At 61.1% G+C, this 21,536-nt stretch carries 19 protein-coding genes; 14 read left to right on the forward strand and 5 right to left on the reverse strand.

The window, feature by feature from the left end; all coding sequences use genetic code 11:
* Positions 1-22: 22 nt before the first annotated feature.
* Together FZF13_RS04550 and FZF13_RS04555 are read left to right on the forward strand one after the other, a co-directional pair.
* A complete protein-coding gene (locus FZF13_RS04550; RefSeq protein ID WP_065997541.1) occupies positions 23-1,552 on the forward strand; it encodes an acyl--CoA ligase in 1,530 nt (509 codons plus the stop codon).
* Positions 1,552-2,532, forward strand: a complete 981-nt coding sequence (locus FZF13_RS04555) for a 2-dehydropantoate 2-reductase (RefSeq protein WP_065997543.1) — start codon at positions 1,552-1,554, stop codon at positions 2,530-2,532. The genes FZF13_RS04550 and FZF13_RS04555 overlap by 1 nt, the downstream gene beginning before the upstream one ends.
* 479 nt (positions 2,533-3,011) lie before the next feature.
* On the opposite strand, the gene FZF13_RS04560 is transcribed toward FZF13_RS04555, so the two are convergent.
* Positions 3,012-3,926, reverse strand: coding sequence for a LysR family transcriptional regulator (locus FZF13_RS04560; RefSeq protein ID WP_065997545.1), 915 nt, complete (start codon positions 3,924-3,926; stop codon positions 3,012-3,014).
* Positions 3,927-4,080: 154 nt separating this feature from the next.
* Between FZF13_RS04560 and FZF13_RS04565 the strand changes: the two genes are divergently transcribed.
* From FZF13_RS04565 to FZF13_RS04585, 5 genes are all read left to right on the forward strand, one after another.
* Complete coding sequence (locus FZF13_RS04565) at positions 4,081-4,299, forward strand: helix-turn-helix domain-containing protein (RefSeq protein WP_065997547.1); 219 nt, start codon at positions 4,081-4,083, stop codon at positions 4,297-4,299.
* A gap of 336 nt (positions 4,300-4,635) precedes the next feature.
* Positions 4,636-5,295 carry an ABC transporter permease gene (locus FZF13_RS04570; RefSeq protein WP_065997548.1) on the forward strand — a complete coding sequence of 220 codons (660 nt, stop codon included), beginning with the start codon at positions 4,636-4,638 and terminating at the stop codon, positions 5,293-5,295.
* Positions 5,296-5,307: 12 nt separating this feature from the next.
* Complete coding sequence (locus FZF13_RS04575; RefSeq protein ID WP_065997549.1) at positions 5,308-6,051, forward strand: ABC transporter permease; 744 nt, start codon at positions 5,308-5,310, stop codon at positions 6,049-6,051.
* Between the two features lie 44 nt (positions 6,052-6,095).
* The gene (locus FZF13_RS04580) at positions 6,096-6,944 is read left to right on the forward strand and encodes a transporter substrate-binding domain-containing protein (RefSeq protein WP_137901750.1); all 849 of its coding nucleotides are present in this window, start codon (positions 6,096-6,098) and stop codon (positions 6,942-6,944) included.
* Positions 6,945-7,023: 79 nt separating this feature from the next.
* Positions 7,024-8,268, forward strand: coding sequence for a CapA family protein (locus tag FZF13_RS04585; protein WP_065997550.1), 1,245 nt, complete (start codon positions 7,024-7,026; stop codon positions 8,266-8,268).
* Positions 8,269-8,316: 48 nt separating this feature from the next.
* On the opposite strand, the gene FZF13_RS04590 is transcribed toward FZF13_RS04585, so the two are convergent.
* On the reverse strand, positions 8,317-8,799 hold the full coding sequence (locus FZF13_RS04590; RefSeq protein WP_245317478.1) for a helix-turn-helix domain-containing protein: 483 nt from the start codon (positions 8,797-8,799) through the stop codon (positions 8,317-8,319).
* Positions 8,800-8,959: 160 nt separating this feature from the next.
* Between FZF13_RS04590 and FZF13_RS04595 the strand changes: the two genes are divergently transcribed.
* Entirely contained in the window at positions 8,960-9,160 is a 201-nt protein-coding gene (locus FZF13_RS04595; RefSeq protein ID WP_343039651.1) for a helix-turn-helix domain-containing protein, read from the forward strand.
* A gap of 22 nt (positions 9,161-9,182) precedes the next feature.
* Here the strand turns inward: FZF13_RS04595 and FZF13_RS04600 are convergent, their stop codons facing one another.
* Complete coding sequence (locus FZF13_RS04600) at positions 9,183-9,689, reverse strand: hypothetical protein (protein ID WP_065997552.1); 507 nt, start codon at positions 9,687-9,689, stop codon at positions 9,183-9,185.
* Positions 9,690-10,780: 1,091 nt separating this feature from the next.
* Positions 10,781-11,674, reverse strand: coding sequence for a restriction endonuclease (locus FZF13_RS29245; protein ID WP_245317479.1), 894 nt, complete (start codon positions 11,672-11,674; stop codon positions 10,781-10,783).
* A gap of 68 nt (positions 11,675-11,742) precedes the next feature.
* Here FZF13_RS29245 and FZF13_RS04610 point away from each other — a divergent pair, with 68 nt between their 5' ends.
* The 6 genes from FZF13_RS04610 to FZF13_RS04635 all read left to right on the forward strand — a co-directional run bounded on the left by FZF13_RS04610 (position 11,743) and on the right by FZF13_RS04635 (position 20,519).
* The gene (locus tag FZF13_RS04610; RefSeq protein WP_245317480.1) at positions 11,743-12,693 is read left to right on the forward strand and encodes a Hachiman antiphage defense system protein HamA; all 951 of its coding nucleotides are present in this window, start codon (positions 11,743-11,745) and stop codon (positions 12,691-12,693) included.
* Positions 12,677-16,195, forward strand: coding sequence for a DEAD/DEAH box helicase (locus FZF13_RS04615; RefSeq protein ID WP_065997554.1), 3,519 nt, complete (start codon positions 12,677-12,679; stop codon positions 16,193-16,195). The genes FZF13_RS04610 and FZF13_RS04615 overlap by 17 nt, the downstream gene beginning before the upstream one ends.
* Positions 16,196-16,691: 496 nt before the next feature.
* Positions 16,692-17,657: an ABC transporter substrate-binding protein gene (locus FZF13_RS04620; protein ID WP_065997556.1), complete on the forward strand. Its 966-nt coding sequence runs from the start codon at positions 16,692-16,694 to the stop codon at positions 17,655-17,657.
* A 19-nt stretch (positions 17,658-17,676) separates the two neighbouring features.
* A complete protein-coding gene (locus FZF13_RS04625) occupies positions 17,677-18,681 on the forward strand; it encodes a FecCD family ABC transporter permease (protein WP_065997559.1) in 1,005 nt (334 codons plus the stop codon).
* Positions 18,678-19,712: a FecCD family ABC transporter permease gene (locus FZF13_RS04630; RefSeq protein WP_065997561.1), complete on the forward strand. Its 1,035-nt coding sequence runs from the start codon at positions 18,678-18,680 to the stop codon at positions 19,710-19,712. Before FZF13_RS04625 ends, FZF13_RS04630 begins: the two co-directional genes overlap by 4 nt.
* 9 nt (positions 19,713-19,721) lie before the next feature.
* Entirely contained in the window at positions 19,722-20,519 is a 798-nt protein-coding gene (locus FZF13_RS04635) for an ABC transporter ATP-binding protein (RefSeq protein WP_065997563.1), read from the forward strand.
* Here the strand turns inward: FZF13_RS04635 and FZF13_RS04640 are convergent.
* Positions 20,503-21,192 carry a class I SAM-dependent methyltransferase gene (locus FZF13_RS04640; RefSeq protein ID WP_065997565.1) on the reverse strand — a complete coding sequence of 230 codons (690 nt, stop codon included), beginning with the start codon at positions 21,190-21,192 and terminating at the stop codon, positions 20,503-20,505. The genes FZF13_RS04635 and FZF13_RS04640 overlap by 17 nt on opposite strands.
* Positions 21,193-21,536: the final 344 nt, after the last annotated feature.

The raw sequence follows: 21,536 nt of genomic DNA on the forward strand, positions 1-21,536 counted from the left end.
ACCGTCCGCCTGGTGAGATGACATGACCACAAACGGAAACTTAGCCGATCTCACCCTCCGTCTTGTTGCTGGAGCCGAAGATGCTCCCGCGATCATGGCTCCGGGCCGACAGGCTCTCTCGCATGGCGAATTGCGTCGGCTGATCCTAAACACGGCGGTTCGACTCAACGCGCTGGGTCTTGGCCGCAACGACCGGATCGCCATCGTGCTGTCCAACGGTCCGGAAATGGCTGCCGCTTTCATCGCGTTGGCTGCAAGTGCGTCAACAGCACCACTCAATCCAGCCTACCGAGCTGACGAGTTCGAGTTCTATCTCAGCGATATAGAAGCCAAGGCCATTCTTGTCGCGGAGAATGAGGATGGTCCAGCAGTCGCCGTGGCTGGACGGCTCGGCATCGGCGTGCTGAGGCTCGTCGCACAGCCCGATGCGCCTGCCGGTCGCTTTGCGATTTCCGGCGAACCAGTCGGTTCGCCAGCCAGTCCGGGTCTGGCAGAGCAAGACGATATCGCGCTGCTCTTGCATACTTCGGGCACAACATCACGCCCCAAACTGGTGCCGCTCAGCCATGCCAACCTCGCCGCTTCGGCCGCGCATATCGGCGCCACCCTCGGTCTGTCCGCGAACGATCGCTGCCTCAACATCATGCCGCTCTTCCATATCCATGGACTGATCGCCGCGGTACTTTCCTCGCTCGCGGCAGGCGGTGGCGTCTTCTGCACGCCGGGCTTCAACGCGTTGCGCTTTTTCCAGTGGCTGAACGAGGCGCACCCAAGCTGGTACACGGCAGTACCGACGATGCATCAAGCGATCTTGCTCAGAGCGGCACGCAACGCCGATGGGCTTGCAGCGGCGAAATTGCGCTTCATCCGTTCGTGCTCCGCGTCCCTCCCGCCGCAAGTCATGGCGGAATTGGAAACGACCTTCGGTTGCCCTGTCATCGAATCCTACGGCATGACGGAGGCCACACACCAGATGGCATCCAACCCACTGCCGCCCAGCAAGCGTAAGCCAGGCAGCGTCGGTATCGCTGCAGGTCCAGAAATAGCCATCATGGCCTTGGACGGACAATTGCTGCCGCAAGGTGAAGTAGGAGAGATTGTCATTCGTGGCCCGAACGTAACCCTAGGCTACGAAAAGAACCAGGATGCCAATGCCAGCGCTTTCGCTCATGGGTGGTTTCACACTGGCGATCAGGGTGTGCTGGACGGTGAGAATTATCTGCGCGTCACCGGGCGTCTCAAGGAAATCATCAACCGCGGCGGGGAAAAAATCTCCCCGCTGGAGGTGGACAGCGTGCTGATGGACCATCCTGCGGTAGCTCAAGTCGTGACTTTCGCCGTGCCACACGAGAGGCTCGGCGAGGAGGTCGCGGCGGCGATAGTCTTACGCGAGGGGCAGAACGCAAACGAGGCTGATATTCGGGCTTTCGCCATGACGCGACTTGCCGACTTCAAGGTGCCGAGCAAGGTCATTATCCTGGAGGAAATCCCGAAGGGAGCGACCGGCAAGCTGCAGCGCATCGGTCTCGCCAGTAAGCTCGGTCTCGACTGATGCGTGTCACCGTGTTCGGCGCTGGCGCGATAGGCGGCTATGTTGCCGCCAAGCTCGGGATTACAGGCGCGGTCGACCTTTCGATCGTGGCGCGCGGAGCGCATCTTGACGCGATCAGGGACAGCGGTCTTCGCTTAATCGAGGCCGGCAAGGAAACGAGCACGCAGGTTAGGGCGGCGGCACAGGCAGAAGAACTCGGCGTTCAGGACTACGTCGTACTGGCGCTGAAGGCTCATTCCCTGGCGCCGGCTCTTGACCAGATCGCGCCACTGCTCGGACCCAACACCGCCGTCGTCACCATGCAGAACGGCGTGCCTTGGTGGTATTTTTACAAGTGCGGTGAAACGCTCGAAGGTACAAGGATCGATGCCGTCGACCCAGGTGGCATGATCTGGCGCGGTATCGGTCCGGAACGTGTGATCGGCTCAGTCGTCTATCCCGCTGTCGAGGTGGAGGCGCCGGGCCTGATCCGCCATGTCGAAGGCACCCGCTTCTCACTTGGCGAGCCTTCAGGTGAGAAGAGCGATCGCGTCATCCGCCTCGCCGCTGAATTGGTGAAAGCCGGGCTGCAGTCACCAGTCCGCGACGACATACGCAGCGAGATCTGGGTCAAGCTCTGGGGCAATCTCTCCTTCAATCCGATCTCGGCACTCACCGGCAGTACACTTGCAACCATCGTCGGCGACGACGCAACACGCGCCCTTGCCCGTACCATGATGTTGGAAGCGCGGGCGATCGGGGAAAGCCTGGGAGTTCGTTTTCCCGTGTCGGTCGATCGGCGCATCAAAGGCGCTGGTGATGTTGGCGAGCACAAGACCTCGATGCTGCAGGACCTGGAGCGCGGCCGACCGTTGGAAATCGATGCCCTGGTAACGGCGGTGCAAGAGCTTGGCCGTCTGACTGGCCATTCAACGCCGACCATCGATATCGTTCTGGCTCTTGTGCGACGCCTTGCCCGCGAACGCGGATGTTATTCCTGATCAAGGTGGCGATGCCGCACTCGTAGCACCAGCGACGTTCCGACACGACCTGGCGTCGCAAAACAAGATCTTGGTGGCACCCAAAAAGTTGCACCGCGTCCGCTCGCGGGCGCTGATGGCGTTCCGCCGGGCATTTCACCTAAGATGGCCAGGCTCGCTTGTCGTTTCTGACCGCACGCTCGCGAGCACGGAGTTATCGGTCTTCCCACTCGACCAGGTATCTTGCAACCGGCGATCGGCATCGAGCCCGCAATCAAGCTGCCGGTCGTAAATCCTCAAATTGCTTTCATGACCGTCGCCCCAGGTGTTGGACCGTACGACGCTTTCCTCGTAGCCAGCAGCCTTGTTCGGCCTAGCGAGCCATAATATCCTAGTCGAAGGGTTGCGGCATCCTGTTCGTTCAGTCGCTTCTGCGCGGGGAACGGGACGAAAATATCCGATCGAGGCGGCGGGTGATCGATGCCTGAGAACTGGCGTCTTCAATCGCCACACGCCGAAGCGGCGAAGGTTGACAGGATCGCCTCCAGAGAAATCTTCAGAGCATCCGGGAACACCCGGCCTTTCTGCCAGATCGCGACGTAGTGATAGAGCGCCGAGGGTTCCACGGGCCGTGCCTGCAGGCCGAATGCCGCATATTCGCGCGCCAGGATTTCGTTGCTGATCGAAACCCCAAGTCCTGCCGAAACGAAACCCGCTTCGTGGCCGCTGGAATCGTATTCGACCAGTATGTCCGGCTCGATGCCTTCGAAGCGCAGCGCGTTCATGTTCATCTGATGCGATGCGAAGCGTGGATCGATGTCCACGATCGTTTCGCCCGCCAGGTCGTTTGTCTCGACGCGCTCCTGTCTCGAGAAACGATGGCCCGGATGAAACACGCAGACATTACGCGCCGATCCGAGCGGCGCCCAATCGAACAGCCGCGGGTCGACGGGGAGCCGCGATATTCCGAGATCGGCGCGACCGGCGAGGATGTGCTCGCCGATCTGGTCGTAGGTCCCTGAGATCGTCCGGACATTCGAGCTGGTTTTCGCGCGGATGATCGCAACCACCTTGGGGAGGGTGACAAAACCGAAAACGGCGGGGGTGGCGATGGCGATGCGCTGGCGGCCGTCATTCTTCATCGCGAAGATCGACGCTTCCAGCCGTTCGAGGGAGTTCAGCGCCAGCTCGACGTTGCGCAGCAATTCCCATGCTGTGGGCAAAGGCTGGATGCGATTGGTCGAGCGTTCGAACAGGGCAATGCCAAGCGTGGCCTCCAGCTGCTTGACGTGCTGGCTGATCGCCGGCTGACTGACGCCAAGCGCGGCTGCGGCGCGTCTGGTCGAGCCGGCACGCAGCACTTCGCGAAAGACCTGCAGCTGCCGCAGCTTCAATCCGTTGTGCAACAACTCCATTTCGCGCGTTCCTGAGAAACCGGCCCGGTCGGGCGTCGATCCGCCGACGACCCAGCATGGAAGCTGTAACCTGCTGGAAACAATCTCGAATCCCTCACACTATAGTCATTATAGTGACTGGTAAAGTCCACCGTTTGCTTATCGCTATGCGCGCATGCGGCTGGTGGAGATATTCGGAGCAAATGTGCGCAGGGTCCGTCTGCAGCGCAAAATGACTCTCGAAGCGCTCGCCGCCGAAGCCGACCTCGCCTACAGCTATATGGGCGGGATCGAGCGAGGGCAGCGCAACCCCAGCCTGAGCGTTGTCGAGCGGATCGCCCAGGTGCTGGAAACCGACCCACAGACACTGATGCTCGAGCGTTCCAGGGATTGAACCGGCCCTCGGCAACACAAGTGGGGGCCTAACGGCACACAGCCGGCATCGCCCAGAGACTGGCCTGCGCCTCGCAGGCATCCGCGCCAAAGCCGGGCCGGCCGCGAAGACATCTCCAAATATCCATAGATACTCTCCAATTATATAATCGCTCGTTATAGTGCAAATAGTTGAATTTATAGATTGAATTGCGATCTCCAGGCGATATCGTGACCTGATGAGGCAAAGTTAATCTTAAGGTAATACAATTAAGAACTGCAACCTCAGATTGGCGATCAAGCAATCCAGACCGTGATCTGGGTTCATTCGAAAAAAGAACAGCAACAGAGGCAGGTAATGAGCGGCTTCGCGAGCCAGTTCTTTGGCGCGTTCGCGATCACGGTTGGGCTGGCTCTGGTCAGCGGGGTCGTGGGGACTACGCTTGGACTGGCGCTGGCCATTGCGAAGACCAGCGCCGACTCCCGGGTGGCCGCCCCGATCACGGTCTACACGACCGTCGTCCGTGGCGTCCCGGAACTCGTCATCATCCTGCTTATCTTCTTCGGCGGGACGGCGCTCGCCAGCGCGGTCACCGGCCAGTATGTCGAGGTCAATGCATTCAGTGCCGGCATTGTCGCACTCTCGGTCGTCTTCAGCGGCTACGTCACCGAAGTGTTCCGAGGCGCCATTGCGGCGATCCCCGCCGGCCAGGCCGAGGCGGCGAAGTCTCTCGGGCTCAGCGCCTGGCAGCGATGGCTTCTGGTGATCACGCCACAGATGTGGCGGCTCGCCCTGCCCGCCTACGGCAATCTCTGGATCTCGCTGTTCAAGGACACCGCCCTGGTTTCGGTCATCGGACTGACGGACGTCATGCGCGTCGCCTTTGTCGGCGCGGGCTCGATGCGGGCTCCCCTCGCCTTCTATCTCGCGGCATCGGCGCTCTATCTCAGCCTGACGACGGCAACGCTGCTGTCGGTCCGCCTGGCCGAGCGGCGCTACCCAGCCCTTGATCGATAGGGAGGAGCCATCATGGACCTCAGTATGATGATCGAGGCCGTCGTGGTTCTGTCTTCCGGCCTGAGGCTCACGCTCACCCTGACGATCCTGGCGCTGGCGACGGGCTTTGTAATCTCTGTGCCGCTCGCCTTCGTGCGTGCTTTCGCCCGCCCTGCCCTGTCGCTCAGCGTGCTCGCCTACACCTACGTCTTCCGTGGCACGCCGATGCTGGTGCAGCTGTTCCTCGTCTATTACGGCCTCGGCCAGATCGAGGCGGTGCGGACAAGCATCTTCTGGGTCGTCCTGCGAGACCCGTTCTGGTGCGCGCTGCTGACCTTTTCGTTGAACAGCGCGGCGCACACCACCGAGATCCTGTGCCGCGGTCTCCAGTCGGTGCCCAAGGGGATGACGGAAGCGGCTGCGACGCTCGGCCTGAAACGCTTCCAGATCGCCCGTCTCGTCACCTTTCCAATTGCGTTGCGGATCTCGCTGCCGGCCTACGGCAACGAGGTGGTGAGCATGATCAAGGGCTCGTCGCTTGCCAGCACCGTAACGCTGCTGGAAGTCACCGGCATGGCGCGGCAGATGGTGTCCACGACCTTCGCGCCCTACGAGATCTTCATCGTCGCCGGCGCCATCTACCTTTTGCTGACATCGGTTGTCGTGAAGGCAATCCGGTTCCTCGAACGCCATCTCGCCACTGACGGCAGTCGCCGACAAAGACGCGGCTCGCGCCTGGCGCCCGCCCTGCCCGATGCCGGGGTCACGACGCCGTGATCCCAAGCTTTCCTGATTTCCAACGAAACGAAGAGGGGTGCCCTATGCGCATGGTTTTGGCCGGTACGGTGTTTGTCGCTTGCATGATGCCGGCATTGACCGCCCGAGCGGAGGATCCACGGGTGATCACGATTGCCACCGAGGGCGCGTCGCCGCCCTGGGACGGAACCAATGAGAAAGGTGAGCTCTACGGCTACGACATCGATGTCGGCCGCGAACTGTGCCGCCGCATCAAGGCCGAATGCAGGTTCGTTGCCCAGGACTGGGACGGCATCATCCCTGCCCTGCTCGTGGGCAAATACGATGTGATCATGTCCGGCATGGCGATCACGGAAAAACGCAAGAAGTCGATCGCATTCTCCAACCCCTACGCCGCCGGCTACAACCAGCTGGTCATCCGCAAGGAACTGCAACTCGATCCGGGCGACATCAAACAGAGGCTCAACCTGTCCGCCGTCGACGATAAGGGAAAGGCCACCATCGAACGGCTGCACGCAACGCTGAGCGGAAAGACGATGGGCGTGCTGCGCTCTTCGAATTCGGAGGCGGTGCTGAAGGAGCTCTTCGGCGATGTCGTCACACTCCGCAGCTATGACAGCCTGGACAACCTCAAGCTCGATCTGGCGGCCGGCAGGGTCGACGGCGGCCTGGCCGACTATTTCACATGGCGTGATTTCCTGGAGACGCCCGAGGGTGCCGGTGTGACCTTCTTCGGTCCGCAGGTGAATGGCGGCCTGTGGGGTCCAGGCGTCGGTGCCGGCATACGCAAAGACGACGGCAAACTGCTCGCCAGGTTCAACACGGCGATCGACGGTGCGGTCAGGGATGGAACGATCAAGGCGTTGAGCCAGAAATGGTTCAAGACCGATATCGCACCGGCCATATCGCAATAGCCCGCCATCGACCGCCGCATCGGCACGCGCCGCTGAACATCGCGGCGTCCCTCACCTCATCCATGACAAGGCTGGTTCAATGAAGGATTCCTTCTGCGTGGCTGTGACAGGCCAATCGCTGATCAAGACGGACGTGTCTGATATCCGGGACGGGCGGTTCCTGGAGGTCCTGGACTTCCTTGAGCAAGGCGATGTCGTCTTCACCAATTTTGAATCGACCATCCTCGGGCAATATGGCGGGTGGCCGACCAAGGGGAGGTATTTCGACTATTCCAGGCCGCAGGTTCTGGACGCGTTGCAAACGATGGGTTTCAACACGCTCGCCCTGGCGAACAACCACGCCTTCGATCTCGGACCGGCCGGCGTTCTTTCCACATTGGGGGATGTCTGGGCGCGCGGCTTCCTCCATGCCGGAATCGGAACCGACGAAACGGACGCCATGAAGCCGGGGCGCCAGCGTCTGGGCGGCCGGGACGTGACGCTTTTTGCGATCGATGCCGGACCTGGACCAGCCAATATGTATGCGGGAAACCGGACGGCCGCGCGTCCCGCGCGCCCAGGCGTGAACCGGCTCAAGGCCTCGCGCAAGATCGGGGTGACGGACGACGAGTTCGACTGGCTGGCGATGCTGGGCAGGCAGCTCCAGATGTCCGCGCTGGAACTGGCCAATTACGCGCAGCCAGACGATCCGATGGTGGCCGATGACAGCGAGCTCAATTTCTACGGCACGATCTTCAAGCGAGCCACGAGCCGCGGCCGGGTCATCGAGATCGACCGGGAGAGTGCCGACAGCCATCTCGCCGCGATCCGGCTCGCGGCAGCGCGTGGCGACTTCGTCATGGCCTATCTGCATCACCACCATTGGGAACCGGGTTGGCAGGAGGTTCCGCACTGGGTGCAGGGTTTTGCGCGCCTCTGCATAGACGCCGGCGCCAGCCTGTTTGTCAGCCACGGGGCGCCGGTGCTTCAGGCCGTGGAACTCTATAACGGCGCACCGCTCTTCTACGGTCTTGGAAATTTCCTGTTCCACGTGCCGCCTGAGGAAACGGAGTGGAGCGCGCCGGAAGTCTGGCAAAGCCTTGTCGCGGCCTGCCATTACGACAGCAACGGAAATCTCGACAGTATCGACCTGCTGCCCGTCGTGATCGGCGATGATAACGCGCCGCGCACATCGAGCCGCCTGGTTCCACTGACTGCTACGGGCGATACCGCGAGAGAGATTCTGCAGGGCTTTGCGGCGCGCTCGCGTGCCTTCGGCACGGAGATTGCGATCTCGGGAACATCAGCCCGGATCGCGCTCGCCGCAGCGCGAAAGTTCGGCTGATCAAGACCGAAGAGCCCTTACTGACATGACACGCCAAGGGTGGGTGCGCTAGCTTTCCCGCAGCCCCGCAGCGATCTCTTCGCCCAACGCGGCAATCAATGACGACACGCGGCCGCGCACGCGCGGCGGCAGTTGCATGAGCCCCTCGATCAGGCGCCGCCCCTCCGCGCTGGCGATGAACTCCAGCCGCTCGTCGACCGGCAGAGGCGCAGCCGCGGCAGTGGCCTCGCCATTGCCAGGCAGGCCCTGGAAGAAGCGGCCGGCGGGAACATCCAGCGACCTGCCGATCTCGTAGAGCATGGAAGCGCTGACCCGGTTGCGCGCATTCTCGTATTTCTGAAGCTGCTGGAAGCTGATGCCGATGGAGCGGGCGAGCTGCGCCTGCGAGATATCCGACTGAACGCGGACCGTCGCGATCTGCCTGCCGACATGCTGGTCGGCAGGATGCGGCCCGCTTCCAGCGTTGATCTGCGCTCCAGCCTGGAAACGGCCAAGGCGTTTGGGTTTCGGCAAGGCCCGTCTTTGCTCCAACAGTCCCTCCCCGACCAAGGCCTTAATCGTTAGCCACTCATCCCAAGCGCCAGTTATTACACCTTAAGAGGATGAAAATAACCCTATATGTGGCGAAGACTCTCGGCCTGTCGATTGTGGCGACATGGTCAGTCCACGACAGATTCGAGCCGCGCGGGCTTTGCTTGGTTGGTCGCAGCAGGAGCTCGCAGACAAGGCGATCGTTTCGGTCAACGCCCTCGCCCGGCTGGAGAACGGCAAGGTCGATTCACGCATCAGCACCTTGCAATCGATCGAGTCGGCTCTGATGAAAGCCGGCGTCGAATTCCTGTCCGTCGGTCAAAAAGGCGAAGGTGTCCGGCTCCTGGACCCGAGGGCCTGACCCTCCTGCCAAGCGGGCCATGTCATGCCGAACTGCCTATTCCTGCCTGCCGCGCCGCTCCGTCCGAAAACTGCGGCTCACCCAGCCGGCCGATGCGAATGAGGTCTTCAAGGGCCGATCGTAACTGCGGCCAGGGAAACTCGGCATCGCCCCCACAGGGCTCTCCTTCGCTAAGCACCGCATCCAGTTTGGCCGCGACACCGGCAAGCGACGCAGCCGGCGTCTCGGACAACGCTCCGAGCAGGTCCATCGCATGCTCACCAGCCTCGCTCTCGGCCCGTAACGCTGCCGCGTAGTCACTATCGTCCCCTGCCCCGGAATTCCGATCAGCCTCGAGGCGCTGCTGATGCCGGCAGAGCCGACCAGCCTCCGTGTGAGCCGCGCGCCATTTCCTCCACACGACAGCAGCGGGATCGGACGATTGCTCAACCGCCAAATTGTTGCACAAGAGCGCCGTAGCCGCCCATCCCGCGCTTGCCTTCCTGCGGGTGACGAGAGACAAAGTCGTGGTATTGTCGGAATCGGCCATGATCCGAGCTCCAGACGGCTTGGGGTGGTTAGGCTGAGCGGCGTGATGCAAGCACGTCGTTCGGCTGTAACTGCGAACCATAAATTACGTACATACCGTACATTACGGACAAACTGTTGTCAAACGTGCCAAATTCAAGTGAGTCCAAAACGGAGCGTTTTGAGCTGCGGTTGTCGACCGAACTGCTCGTGCGCATAGACGAGTGGCGTCGGATGCAACCTGATCTTCCCAGTAGATCGGAAGCATTCCGTCGATTGGTCGAAGCAGGTCTTATGACGGATGATCGGAAGTGAACCTAGGATAGTTATCTGAATTGGGCCGTCCCCCTATGAGGCCCGCGTTGCAGAAATGCGGATGGACTCGGCATGTAGATCGCTTCGCGTGTCCCACGAGGTACGCGGGCAATGGCTAGTCCATACTGATCAGCCCATAAATCAGCATTTGTATTCGCCAGAGCAGTAGAGACGAGTGCCGCCGGAAGGGCGGCAATAGAGAATGCAGCGCATAAAGCGTAGAAGTCCCGACATCCGCGGCTGCAATTCAGCTGGCGGGGCTTCGAAGCAAATTCGCGTCCGCGAGATCGGTTCAACAAGGCGGTCTAAGGAGCGTCAGTACGCGACTACGAAGCCGGGACGCGGGGCTGTCCGCCTCCGACGAGCGGTCATTATCGCCTTCCAATTCCTCTCATTCGCTCAGAAAACTTCCCGAACTCAAGCTCGCGATCTTGTCCATCTTGCCAGACCACCCGTCTCAAGTGTGCATAGGAATCCGCGCAACGACCGAGCTGTTGTCCGCAACGGGGCCGCCAGCGGACCGTCGGGTATTGGCCGACGTTGGCGACAAGCTGCCGTTCTGCAGCCAACTTTATTGGCGGAAATTGCCGGCTATCGCTCGCTAAGGGGAGTAGGAACGTTGACCTGCGTTACATCATCTCCCGTCTTCGGTATTCCCCGCGCCGCCCAAATGAACCACATGATAGGTCGGTGAAAGCGTGGCCGTCAGTGTTTCTGCGGGCATCGTGCGGCAACGTGATCAGATGCTCTTCCCATTCCGACTACATGTTTTCTGCGATCGCCATACGGGCTCCGTCCCTATCGCAGCAACGTGTCGATCAGATCGCTGACTCGTCGAAATATGGTGCCGTTTGAGGCCGCTTGTCTGGCTTTCTCGGCGATCACGCGGTCCAGTGGAATCGCATGTTGCAGCGCTTCATAAATGTCGCGGCCATCCATACAGACGATCTTCTTTCCGCGACCGAAAGCAAAGAGTCCGTTTTCCGTAAATCCGCTGTAGCTGATCATAAGGCCTCGACCCCAGGCCGCCTTCTCCTCAACCTTTCCGTGAAACGCTCGCAGTGCGGCAGCATCGGCACACTCGTTCTGCCATTTAGCCTCGAGGAGATAGGTTGACCCTTCAAGCTGGAAACTACCGTCGATCTGTTCGCCCCGGATGCGGAACGGATCCCTGGCCTCCATGCCGTAGGTGTTGAAGAGATCGCGCAGGAACGTTTCGAATGCATATCCCCTTCGCTGGACGTCAGTCATAGCCATGAGCGCCGTAAACCTGGATATCAGACCTGAAATAATCTCAGAAGGAACCGCCACAGCCGCAGAAAACTTCGACGATGAACTGGGTTTACCGTGTTTCCACGTAGATCCGATCGACTGCATGAGAGCAGCCATTTTGGTATGGACGTCGGAGATCGATTCCTTCACGCCGTCACGCTCCATCGCTGCTATGCGATAGTCCCATAGCGTATTGAGAGCCTGGGCAACCTGAGACCTCGGCGCCGTCTGCAGGAAGCACCGCATCCTCTTTCCTTTGGAGCCGCCCTGGACCGACCACAAGGGATCGTCGATGTCGAGTTCGAGCTCCTCCCGGAAGAATTCCGCAAAAGTTCGGTCCGAGAACTTCAGGACATAGCCTCCTCCCATCCAGAGCAGGTCGTCGAGGAGTTGCATCTGCAGTGATTTGAAGTTTGCCATCCGTGCGTAATACCGCGCCGAGCAAAGTTTAGAATTAATGAGGCCGCTACTTCAAGAGGTTGGCAAGAATGGCTGAAGCGCCGAAATCCAGCAACATCGGAATGAAGCGCGGCCGTGTCATTGCGAACCTGTCCGGCGAGGGGCAAGTCGATTTCATAGCCGAAGGAATACCGATCCGGATCCGCCTTTTGTTGACCTCCACAGCCTCTTCCGAAAATATCTCCGAGAGGGGGATGCAGATGGTGCAATTCAACGATTGGTGCGCTTCAGCCGACGGACAGGTCGGCAATCATTTTCGACGAGTGATGACCGGGCAGGTGCCCCAGCTTGTAACCGGCATTCAGGCAACAGCGGCGGTTGTCCCAAGCCACTACGCTTCCGAAGAGCATATGGCGCGTGCGCTTCGACGACTTGGGAAGCCTGCAGCGGCCTCGTTGATCGAGGGCAAACTCCCAACGACGAAAGCCATACGTTCGGGCGATCTTGGCGAGATTTATGCCACCGAATGGATCGATGCCCATAGCGGCGGCTATCACGCACCTATCAAGCGGCTGCGCTGGAAGGATCATCGCAACATGGCGATGCGTGGCGAAGATGTGATTGGCATCCTGCAAGATCCGCAAACACAGCTATTGCGCTTCCTGAAAACCGAGGCCAAGAGCCGGGCAACCCTCACCGCCCAGGTCGTGGCTGAAGCTCGAGCCAATTTGGAGAAGGATGGCGGACTACCTTCTGGGCACGCGCTGTCATACATCTCCGCGCGCTTGCTTGAACTCGGCAATCTCCCGTTGGCAGACGCAATTGACGATGCGTTGCTCAAACACGGAATCCCGACGGCGAGCGTGAGGCACCTGCTTTTCACGTTCTCCGGGAATTCTCCGGAAGCGATGCTCACGGCCTCACTTCAAGCTTATCCGGGCGCCGTCAACCAATGGGGAGTCGGCCTTCGCGTCGACGGCCATGCCGCATTCATCGGTGCCGTGTACGATCAGGTGATCGCCAATGCCAACCACGCCTGATGCTATTGTCGCAGACATCAATTTAGCCGCGTCCGCAGGCTTCCGTGGGCGCCTCATCGCGCGCGGACAAGCGCGGGCGATCATTTGGCGCGATGGTGTCTTGCCACCGGACGCGCCTCCCTTCGCACCCCAGCTCAGCCACGACCTCCATTCTTATGGCTACGCGCTCCTTGGGCTCGGGCTTCGCCTCCGTGAACTCGGAGGTGACGCCGCCCAGGCGCGAACCGCTTTCGAGCAGGCCGCCACGGCACTGGAAGCGGTCATCGCCAAGGGCAACCGTGATGAAGTCGATCGCGACTTCCACTTCGTAATGGCAGCAGCGAGTTATCACCTGGCTCACCTCTCCGCTCGCGCCTACTCGCTGCTTGCGATTGTCGAAGCTGATGAAAACTTCTCGCCGATCGAGCGGGTGCTCGCACAGTTAATGCGGCGGAATTTCGCGGCTCTCAATGCCAGCATCCTCGACTACCGGGTTTCCGGCCAAGGAAGCGATGCCCGGATCGCTGCAGCAATCCAGGCCAACCTCGATGAGATCGAAGCAGCGGCCGATCCAAATGACGAAGGCAATGACTTCGTCTTTGCCGGGCTGGACACGGCGCTTACCGATGCCTTTCTGGCGTCGATGTCCCTGTTCGTTCTGGCCCTAGAACGGGGTGAGCGGGGCCTTGTCGATCAGGCATTGGAGCGACTTCAAGTGAGTCTCTCCATCTGCAGCGAGCTGAATTTGCTGCCGCAATGGTGGGCACATCGCATTGCGATCCACCTTCTTTCGGATCTTTGGTCGAGCACCTTCCATGAGAAGGTCCCACTCCAGTCCGCCGGCGGCGAGGCGGCCGATTGGCCCCGGCTTCGCGAACTGTTCATTGCGCTGTTGCAAAGGCGTCCAAAAGCGGAGGTCGATCTTTGGCCGTCGCAGGTCGAGGCCGCAGCCCGCGCCGTCGATCAATCCGACGATCTAGTGGTCTCGCTGCCGACAAGCGCAGGCAAGACCCGCGTTGCGGAATTGTGCATCCTGCGCTGCCTGGCCGGCGGCCGGCGCGTCGTGTTCGTCACGCCGCTCCGCGCCCTCTCCGCCCAGACGGAAACCACGCTGCAGCGGACCTTCGGCCCGCTCGGGAAGACGATCTCGGCGCTGTACGGCAGCATTGGTGTCAGTGGCTTCGACGAAGACGCAATCCGAGAGCGAGACATAGTGGTGGCGACGCCGGAGAAACTCGACTTCGCTCTGCGCAACGATCCGTCCCTTCTCGACGACGTCGGGCTGCTCGTTTTCGACGAAGGCCACATGATCGGCCTGAATGAGCGCGAGGTGCGCTACGAAGTACAGATCCAACGGCTGCTTCGCCGCCCCGATGCGCACGAGCGGCGGATTGTATGCCTCTCGGCGATCCTACCTGACGGTGATCAGCTCGACGATTTCGCGGCATGGCTGCGCCGCGATCATCCCGGCGGATTGATCAAGAATGACTGGCGTCCGACACGGTTGCGGTTTGGGGAGGTTGTGTGGACATCGCCCACTGCGCGGTTAAACCTTCGCGTTGGCGACGAACGCCCCTGGGTACAGCGCTTCCTCACTGGCGAAGCGCCGCCGAACTGGATTCCGCCGAAGCGTCGCCGAACACGCCTCTTTCCCGACAACCAACGCGAACTCTGCCTGGCGACGGCGTGGCGGCTGAACGAGGACGGGCAGACGGTCTTGATCTTTTGTCCCGAGCGGCGAAGCGTTGAGCCGTTCGCCGACGTGATCGTTGATCTTCATGAACGCGGGGCGTTGCGCTCGCTGCTCGAAGCCGATCCTGCCGTTCTCAACACCGCAATCGCACTGGGCGAGGAATGGTTAGGGCCGAACAGCGCGATCCTCAAATGCCTTCGCCTTGGCGTTGCACTGCATCACGGCGCGTTGCCGACCGCGTACCGCAAGGAGGTGGAACGTCTGCTACGCGATAATGTGCTCAAGGTAACGATCTCCTCGCCGACCCTGGCGCAGGGTCTGAACCTCTCGGCCACGGCCGTCGTGATGCACTCCCTCCATCGCAATGGCCAGAAGATTGAAATCTCTGAATTCAAGAATGTCATCGGCCGGGCGGGCCGTGCCTATGTCGATGTCGAAGGTATTGTGCTTTTTCCGATGTTTGACGACATCGCGAAGAAGCGGCGCAACTGGGAAGAGCTCATCAATGATCTCGGCGCACGGAACATGGAAAGCGGGCTGGCGCTTCTGGTTTGGACGCTTTTGTCCCGCATGCACGCTCGGATCGGAGGCGATCTCAATCAACTCATCGACTACGTCGTCAACAACGCCGCGGCCTGGACTTTCCCTGAGGTTGCGAACGAGGAGCCTGAAGATCGCGAGCGCGCTCTTGCCGATTGGGAGAGGCATGTGGCAACGCTCGACACTGCTATCCTCAGCTTAATCGGCGAAAATGACATCCCTGACGAGGGGATTGAGGCCGCGCTGGACGACATCCTTCAGTCTTCCCTCTGGCAACGGCGCCTACTCCGTCAGAACGAGCAGGTGAGACAGGCCCTCACGGCGGGACTTGTATCCCGCAGCCGGCTTATCTGGGGCCAGTCAACGGCAGCGCGTCGGCGGGGGTATTTTCTGGCTGGAGTCGGGCTCACGACTGGACATGCGCTCGACGCGATCGCCGCAGAGGCAAACCTTCTCCTGATTCAGGCAAACGGGGCTATTTCTGAGGGTAACGCCGAGCCTGCGATCGTCGCAATCACGGCGCTGGCTGAGCGGGTCTTCACCTTCTACCCTTTCACGCCGGACCCCATGCCCGCAAATTGGCGAGACATCTTGCGCGCATGGCTCCTTGGTCAACCGCTTGCCGGCATCGCTGCCGGTCAAGAATCGGAGACGCTGCAGTTCATCGAGGGAGGTCTGGTTTATCGCCTTCCCTGGGCCATGGAGGCGATCCGCGTCCGCGCATCCGCAAATGCCGACACAGTCGGTGTTTTCGATCTTCCCCTCGAGGACCATGAGCTTGGTCTCGCCGTTCCGGCCGTCGAAACCGGCACGCTAAACCGTTCCGCGTCGATCCTCATTCAAGCTGGCTTCAATTCCAGGCTCGCCGCAATCAAGGCTGTCACCGACACAGGCGCTGCTTTCCAGACTGGGCAGGAGCTTCGACTGTGGCTCAATTCGGAAGCCGTAACGGCGCGGAGCGCGCAGCCGGATTGGCCGACCGCGGAGACCAAAGCCATGTGGACGGATTTCGTGCAGAGCTTCACGCCTCCCGAGAATCGTACCTGGGCAGATCGTCGATACTGGGCAAACGTCACATGGCTCGTTGCGCCGCCGCCTTCGGGCACATTGGTGCAGGTTCATCATTGGGGTGGTCAGCCGCGAGTGCTCGCTGCGGACGGCGCACTGCTAGGCACTGTGCAAGCCGCGCTCAACCCGGGAAGGATTGGGCTGTTGCGCGCCCAGGTGGCTCAGGACGTAGGAAGGATCGACATCACCTATCTGGGGCCGGCGGACTTATCCGGCGCATGAAGCGCTACCATTTTTCCGTCGACTGTTCGCAGTGCAAAAGAGGACAAAGATCTTGGAGCGCAGAAGGCGCTCTGCGGGCGGTTTAACAGCCCAACCTGCCGCCACTGGCACCCCACGATACTAAGAGGTAAATCTTCCGGTCGTTTTCGGAGCGCTCGCGGTTCTTTACGCGTGGCGTTAAGGCCATGGCCGCTTTTGGGAATTTGCCAAGCTGCTCCGAATGGCTGGAATGAGGGCGCAAAGCAGACGCGCCTTTGTGTACGCTGCTCTACGCTATAGCCCCCTTTCCCTTGAGACGCCTTTACTTCACCGAACGTGATCGCAAATCAGACTCGCCAGATTGGAGATGGAGGATGCCAGTTCGGTGGAAAGTGAGTTTGCAGCGCGCCCCAGCGGACGCGCGTCCTCGATTTAACGACGAAGACACCAAAAGTGGATTGCGATACTCCTCTTTAATGACTAAAGCGATGCCAGTATTCATGCGGAGGGCATTGCGATGGCGAACGCACCAAGGATGGCACCTCTTTTCGGCCTGCTGGCCGTGGTACTGGCTGGCCCCGCCGGTGCGCAGGACGCCAAGACCCTGACCGTAACCGACGATCGCGGAGTCACTGTGCAGGTTCCGGCTCAGCCGAAGCGCATCGCCTCCATTTCCTATTTCGCGGATGACGTAGCGCTCGCTCTCGGCATCAAGCCTGTGGCGAGCACCTATATGACGGCCGGACGTGAGCCCGATTTCCTGCTCGGCCTGACCAAGGACATGAAGCAGATCGGCCAACGCGCCAAACCGAACCTCGAACTCCTCTCGGAGGCAAAGCCCGATCTGATCGTTGCCATCCGCCGCTACACCGTCGGCAATGCACCCCAACTCGGAAAGATCGCGCCGTACGTTGCCTATAATATGGAGCTCTTGGACGGCAGCGACCGCGAGATCGCCGAACTGTCGAAAATCCTCGGCAATCCTGAGCGCGGCATTCAGTTGAACAAGGAATTTCGCGCTCACCTGGCGGACTTCACCGCCAAAGCGCCGAAGGACACGCATCCGCGCTTCGCGATCATGTGGGGCGGCCAGACACCCTTCGCCTTCCACACCGAAAATACCGCTGCATCCATCGTCGCAGCGATCGGCGGCGACAACATTGCCGGGAAGATGACGCCCGGCCGCGAGTTCGGCATCGATCTGAGCCTCGAGACCATGCTCGAAAAGGACCCGCAAGTCCTCTTCATCTACGATTCCGGTCCCGACCGGCCACACGAGAACAATCCGATCTGGCAGGAGCTCTCCGCGGTCAAGAACAAGCGGGTCTTCTACGTCGGCGATCAATGGGTGGAGACGAACGGTCCGATCGCTCGTGAGATCGTGCTGCGCGAAGCTGCCCACTATCTCTATCCAGATGTGTTCCCGGCGGTCGACGTGAAGGCGGAAGCCGCCAGGATCATCCCGGCCGAGGCTCAGAAGTAACGCGCCGAACCCAACGACGATGGACGCACGGAAATCCTCCATAGCCATCGGCTTCATCGTCGTCGTGACCCTGTCGATCATCCTTCTCGGCCTGATGCCTGGCGCTAGGATGTTGTCGTTCGACGATGTCGTGCGCGTACTCTGGGCACCCGATGGCAAGATCGAATCCATCCTCGTTTGGACCTTGAGGCTGCCCCGAAGCCTCGCCGCCGCGGTTGCAGGTGCGGGTCTGGCCGTCTCGGGCTATCTCCTACAGGCGCTGACCCGCAATCCGCTCGCCGATCCTGGAATCACGGGCGTAACCGCGGGAGCCATCGCCCCGATCGTGGCGTGCTTTGTTTTCCTGCCCTGGTTTTCGTCCGCCTGGTACCCCTTCGTTGGCCTGGTTGGCGGCCTTACCGCCGCGGCGGTAACCTTCTGGGTGGCGCGCGGCGGCAACGGACGCCCGCTGCATCTTGCACTCGGCGGCATCAGCGTTTCGCTGTTCCTCGGTGCCATCACGATCTACGTCCTGCTGCTGGCTGGGCCGCAATCCACAGCCCTTCTGTTCTGGTTGTCGGGCGGCTTTCAAGGGCGGACCTGGGCACATCTCCTCCATATGGTGCCATGGGTGACGCTTGGCGTGGCAGGCGCTCTGTCGCTGCACAGGGTGATCGCCATGTTTGCGCTGAGCGACCATGCCGCCGCGGGCATGGGGCTCCAGCTCAACATTTGGAAACCCGTGCTGCTCATCCTCGCGATCCTGCCTGTGGCCGGCGTTGCCCCGATCGCAGGTCCTGTTGCCTTTGTCGGCCTTGCGGCCCCGCACATGACCCGGCTGCTCGCCCCAAAAGGAACGGCTTGGGAAATCGCGCTCGCGGCAGCCATCGGAGCGCTGGTCGTCACCTGCGCCGACCTGGTCGGCCGCACCGTCGTCATTCCAAAGGAACTGCCCGTCGGCATCATAACGGCACTGCTGGGCGGACCGATCTTCATCTACCTCATCCAGCGCGGCCGGCTCGACTTCAAGGCGCAGCACCCATGACGGGCGTCTCCAGGCTGCCGACCAGATCAAATCTCTGGCTGCTACCGGCCGCCGTCGCATCGGTTCTGTTGTCGCTGGTGGCCGCGGTGTTGCTCGGCGTAGTAGACATTCCCGCCGCGGACGTCATCTCGGTGCTGACGGGCAGCGGTTCGTCGGAGGCACATTCCATCATCTTTGAAATCAGGCTGCCGCGCATCTTCACGGGCATGCTTGCCGGAATCCAGCTGGCGGTTGCCGGCCTGATCCTGCAGACGATCACGCGCAACCCGCTCGCGGACCCTTCGCTGATCGGGGTTTCGCAGGGTGCAACGCTGACGGTGACCCTGTTCCTGCTTTTCACCGTCTATATCTTCAGTCCGGGCTCGAACACTGTGGCCGAACTACCCGTAGCTTGGCTGCCGCTGGCCGGAATGGTGGGCGGCATGGTGGCCGGAGGCATCATCTACCTGCTTGCCTTCCGGCTCGAACTCAGCCCACTACGGATCACGCTGTGCGGCATCGCCATCGGCGCGGTGCTTCACGCCATCGCCATCGGATTGATAGCAGGTTGGGGATCGGCGCGCATCGAGATCATCCTCGAATGGATCTCGGGCAGCCTCTATGCACGCACGTGGGATCATGCGCTTTTCCTGCTGCCTTTCACAGTCGCAGGCCTGGCTGTCCTGCCCTTGATCTATCGCCCGCTGGTGCTGCTGCAATTCGATGCTCCTGTCGCCCGCTCGTTCGGCCTTGCATATCGCCGGCAGTTTTCCGTTCTGCTCCTAGTGTCATGCGCGCTTGCGGCAAGCGCCGTCGGCGTCGTCGGGCCCATCGTCTTCGTGGGGCTGGTCGTGCCGCATCTGGCGCGGTTCCTGGCCGGACGGCATTTCCCGCTGGTTCTTCCCATGACGGTCGCTCTTGGCGCCGTTGTCGTCACGCTGGGCGACCTCGTCGGCCGCCTGCTTGGTGGTGCCGAGGAAGTGCCGATCGGCGTCGTCACGGCACTGGTCGGCGTGCCGGTGCTGCTCGCCCTGCTCCGCAAAGCTCCGTGAGAAAAGCGCATGCCTTTGACCTGCTCGCAATTGTCGGTTCGGTATGGCCAGCGCCAGGCGCTGAGCAGTTTCGAGCTGTCCTTGCAGAAAGGCGAAATCCGGGCGCTGATCGGCCCGAACGGTTCAGGCAAAAGCACGGCCCTGCAAGCGCTTGCCGGCCTCATAACGCCTGCCGACGGACACGCGGCGATCAAGGGTATGCCGGTGGCGTCGATGTCGCGTCGTGCCATAGCCAGGAAGCTCGCCTTCTTGCCGCAGCAACCTTCCGCTCCCGGCGAGATGACGATCGCGCAACTCGTGCGGCAGGGCCGCTTTTCCCATGTTGGGCTCTTCCGGTCCTACGTGCGTCGTGATGAGGAGGCCATCGAATGGGCTCTGGAAAGCACCGGCCTGACCAGTCTGGCGGACCGAACGCTCCAGGAGCTCTCCGGCGGCGAAAGGCAGCGCGCCTGGATATCCGCAGCCCTCGCGCAGGAGGCAGGCATTCTGCTGCTCGACGAACCGACGTCGTTCCTGGATATCGGATATCAGGTGGAGGTCCTGGATCTTGTTCACCGCCTCAGCCGGGAGAAGGGTGTGACGGTCGTCATGGCGATCCACGACATCAACCAGGCGATTGCCGTCAGCGACCGCATCTCCCTGCTCGAGAAAGGAGAACTACGCTTCGACGGCAAGCCAAGGGCGCTGGCCGAGAGCGGCCTGATCGAAAAGACATTCAGGGTGAAAGGGCAGTTCGTCGAGGTCGGCCCCGACAAGCCGCCGCATTTCGACGTCGAACTTGCCCGAGCGCTCAGCCCAGGCGTTTGACGAGACGAAAGATAATCTTTGTCTGGGTGTAGTAGTCGAGGGCGTCGGCGAAATCCGGCGTCCAGCCATCCTCGACGAAGGGGATGAACCCATCATATTCCAGCTTCCGGCCGGAAACCTCGAAACCCGCCTTGGCGAACGTTCGGCCGTAGTCGGAAATCGACCGATCCTGCACGACGGTATTCGTCCGCTTTGCCACCAGTTCGCGCCATTTCGGCCAGAGCGGATTGTCGGTGTGGCAGCCGGTGACAGCGTAGTAGACGCCGCCGGGCTTCAGGGCTTTGAAGATATCCGCGGCATGGGTGTCGATATCCTCGACGAGGTAGATAACCTCGTGGCTTATCGCGAGATCGAATTCCTCGACCCAGCCCTCGACCGTTCCCCCGACGGCGTACTGGATAGGAAGATTCCCTTTGAGGGCCTCGGCCCTGGCTATCGACTGTTCCGCGATGTCGACACCAAGCGCCTTGCGGAACGGCCTGATGGCATGGAGATGGCGCAGCAGACCGCCCTGATTGCAGCCGAAATCGAGGACGCTCTTTTCTGACAGATCGCGTTCGACCATCACGTCGATGAGATGGCGCCAGATCGGCGCATGGCCGTCCGACATGCGGTTTTCCGCGTCGGGGTCAACGTACCAGGTGGTTATGGTTTTCTGGACGCTATCACCCATCTCCGGTCACTCCGATGCGATTCACCAAGTCCATTCTCTTAGGGTGGCCGGAACGATGTGGATAGGTGAAATCAAAGCGATGCCGCCAGCGGAAGCTCCCTTCGGCACTCTGACTTCGAATGTCGTCGTCTGACGCTGCCTCTAGCTCCTTACCGGGAAGGTTCCGTCCGGCAGAGGCCTCGCTGGCGGACATCCGACGCAGGACTGCTCGCTGTTCTGGAGCCAGAAGCGGAACGGCGGCAAAGAGCCTGGAAGCGGACTGGCTTGCCGGCTGCCCGCTGACATATTCGCCAGGTCTGGCCCGAGCACGGCAGCGCTCGTCCCCTCTGCGGACTGTTAATCGT

This window comes from Mesorhizobium terrae (genome assembly GCF_008727715.1).
Taxonomy (GTDB): domain Bacteria; phylum Pseudomonadota; class Alphaproteobacteria; order Rhizobiales; family Rhizobiaceae; genus Mesorhizobium; species Mesorhizobium terrae.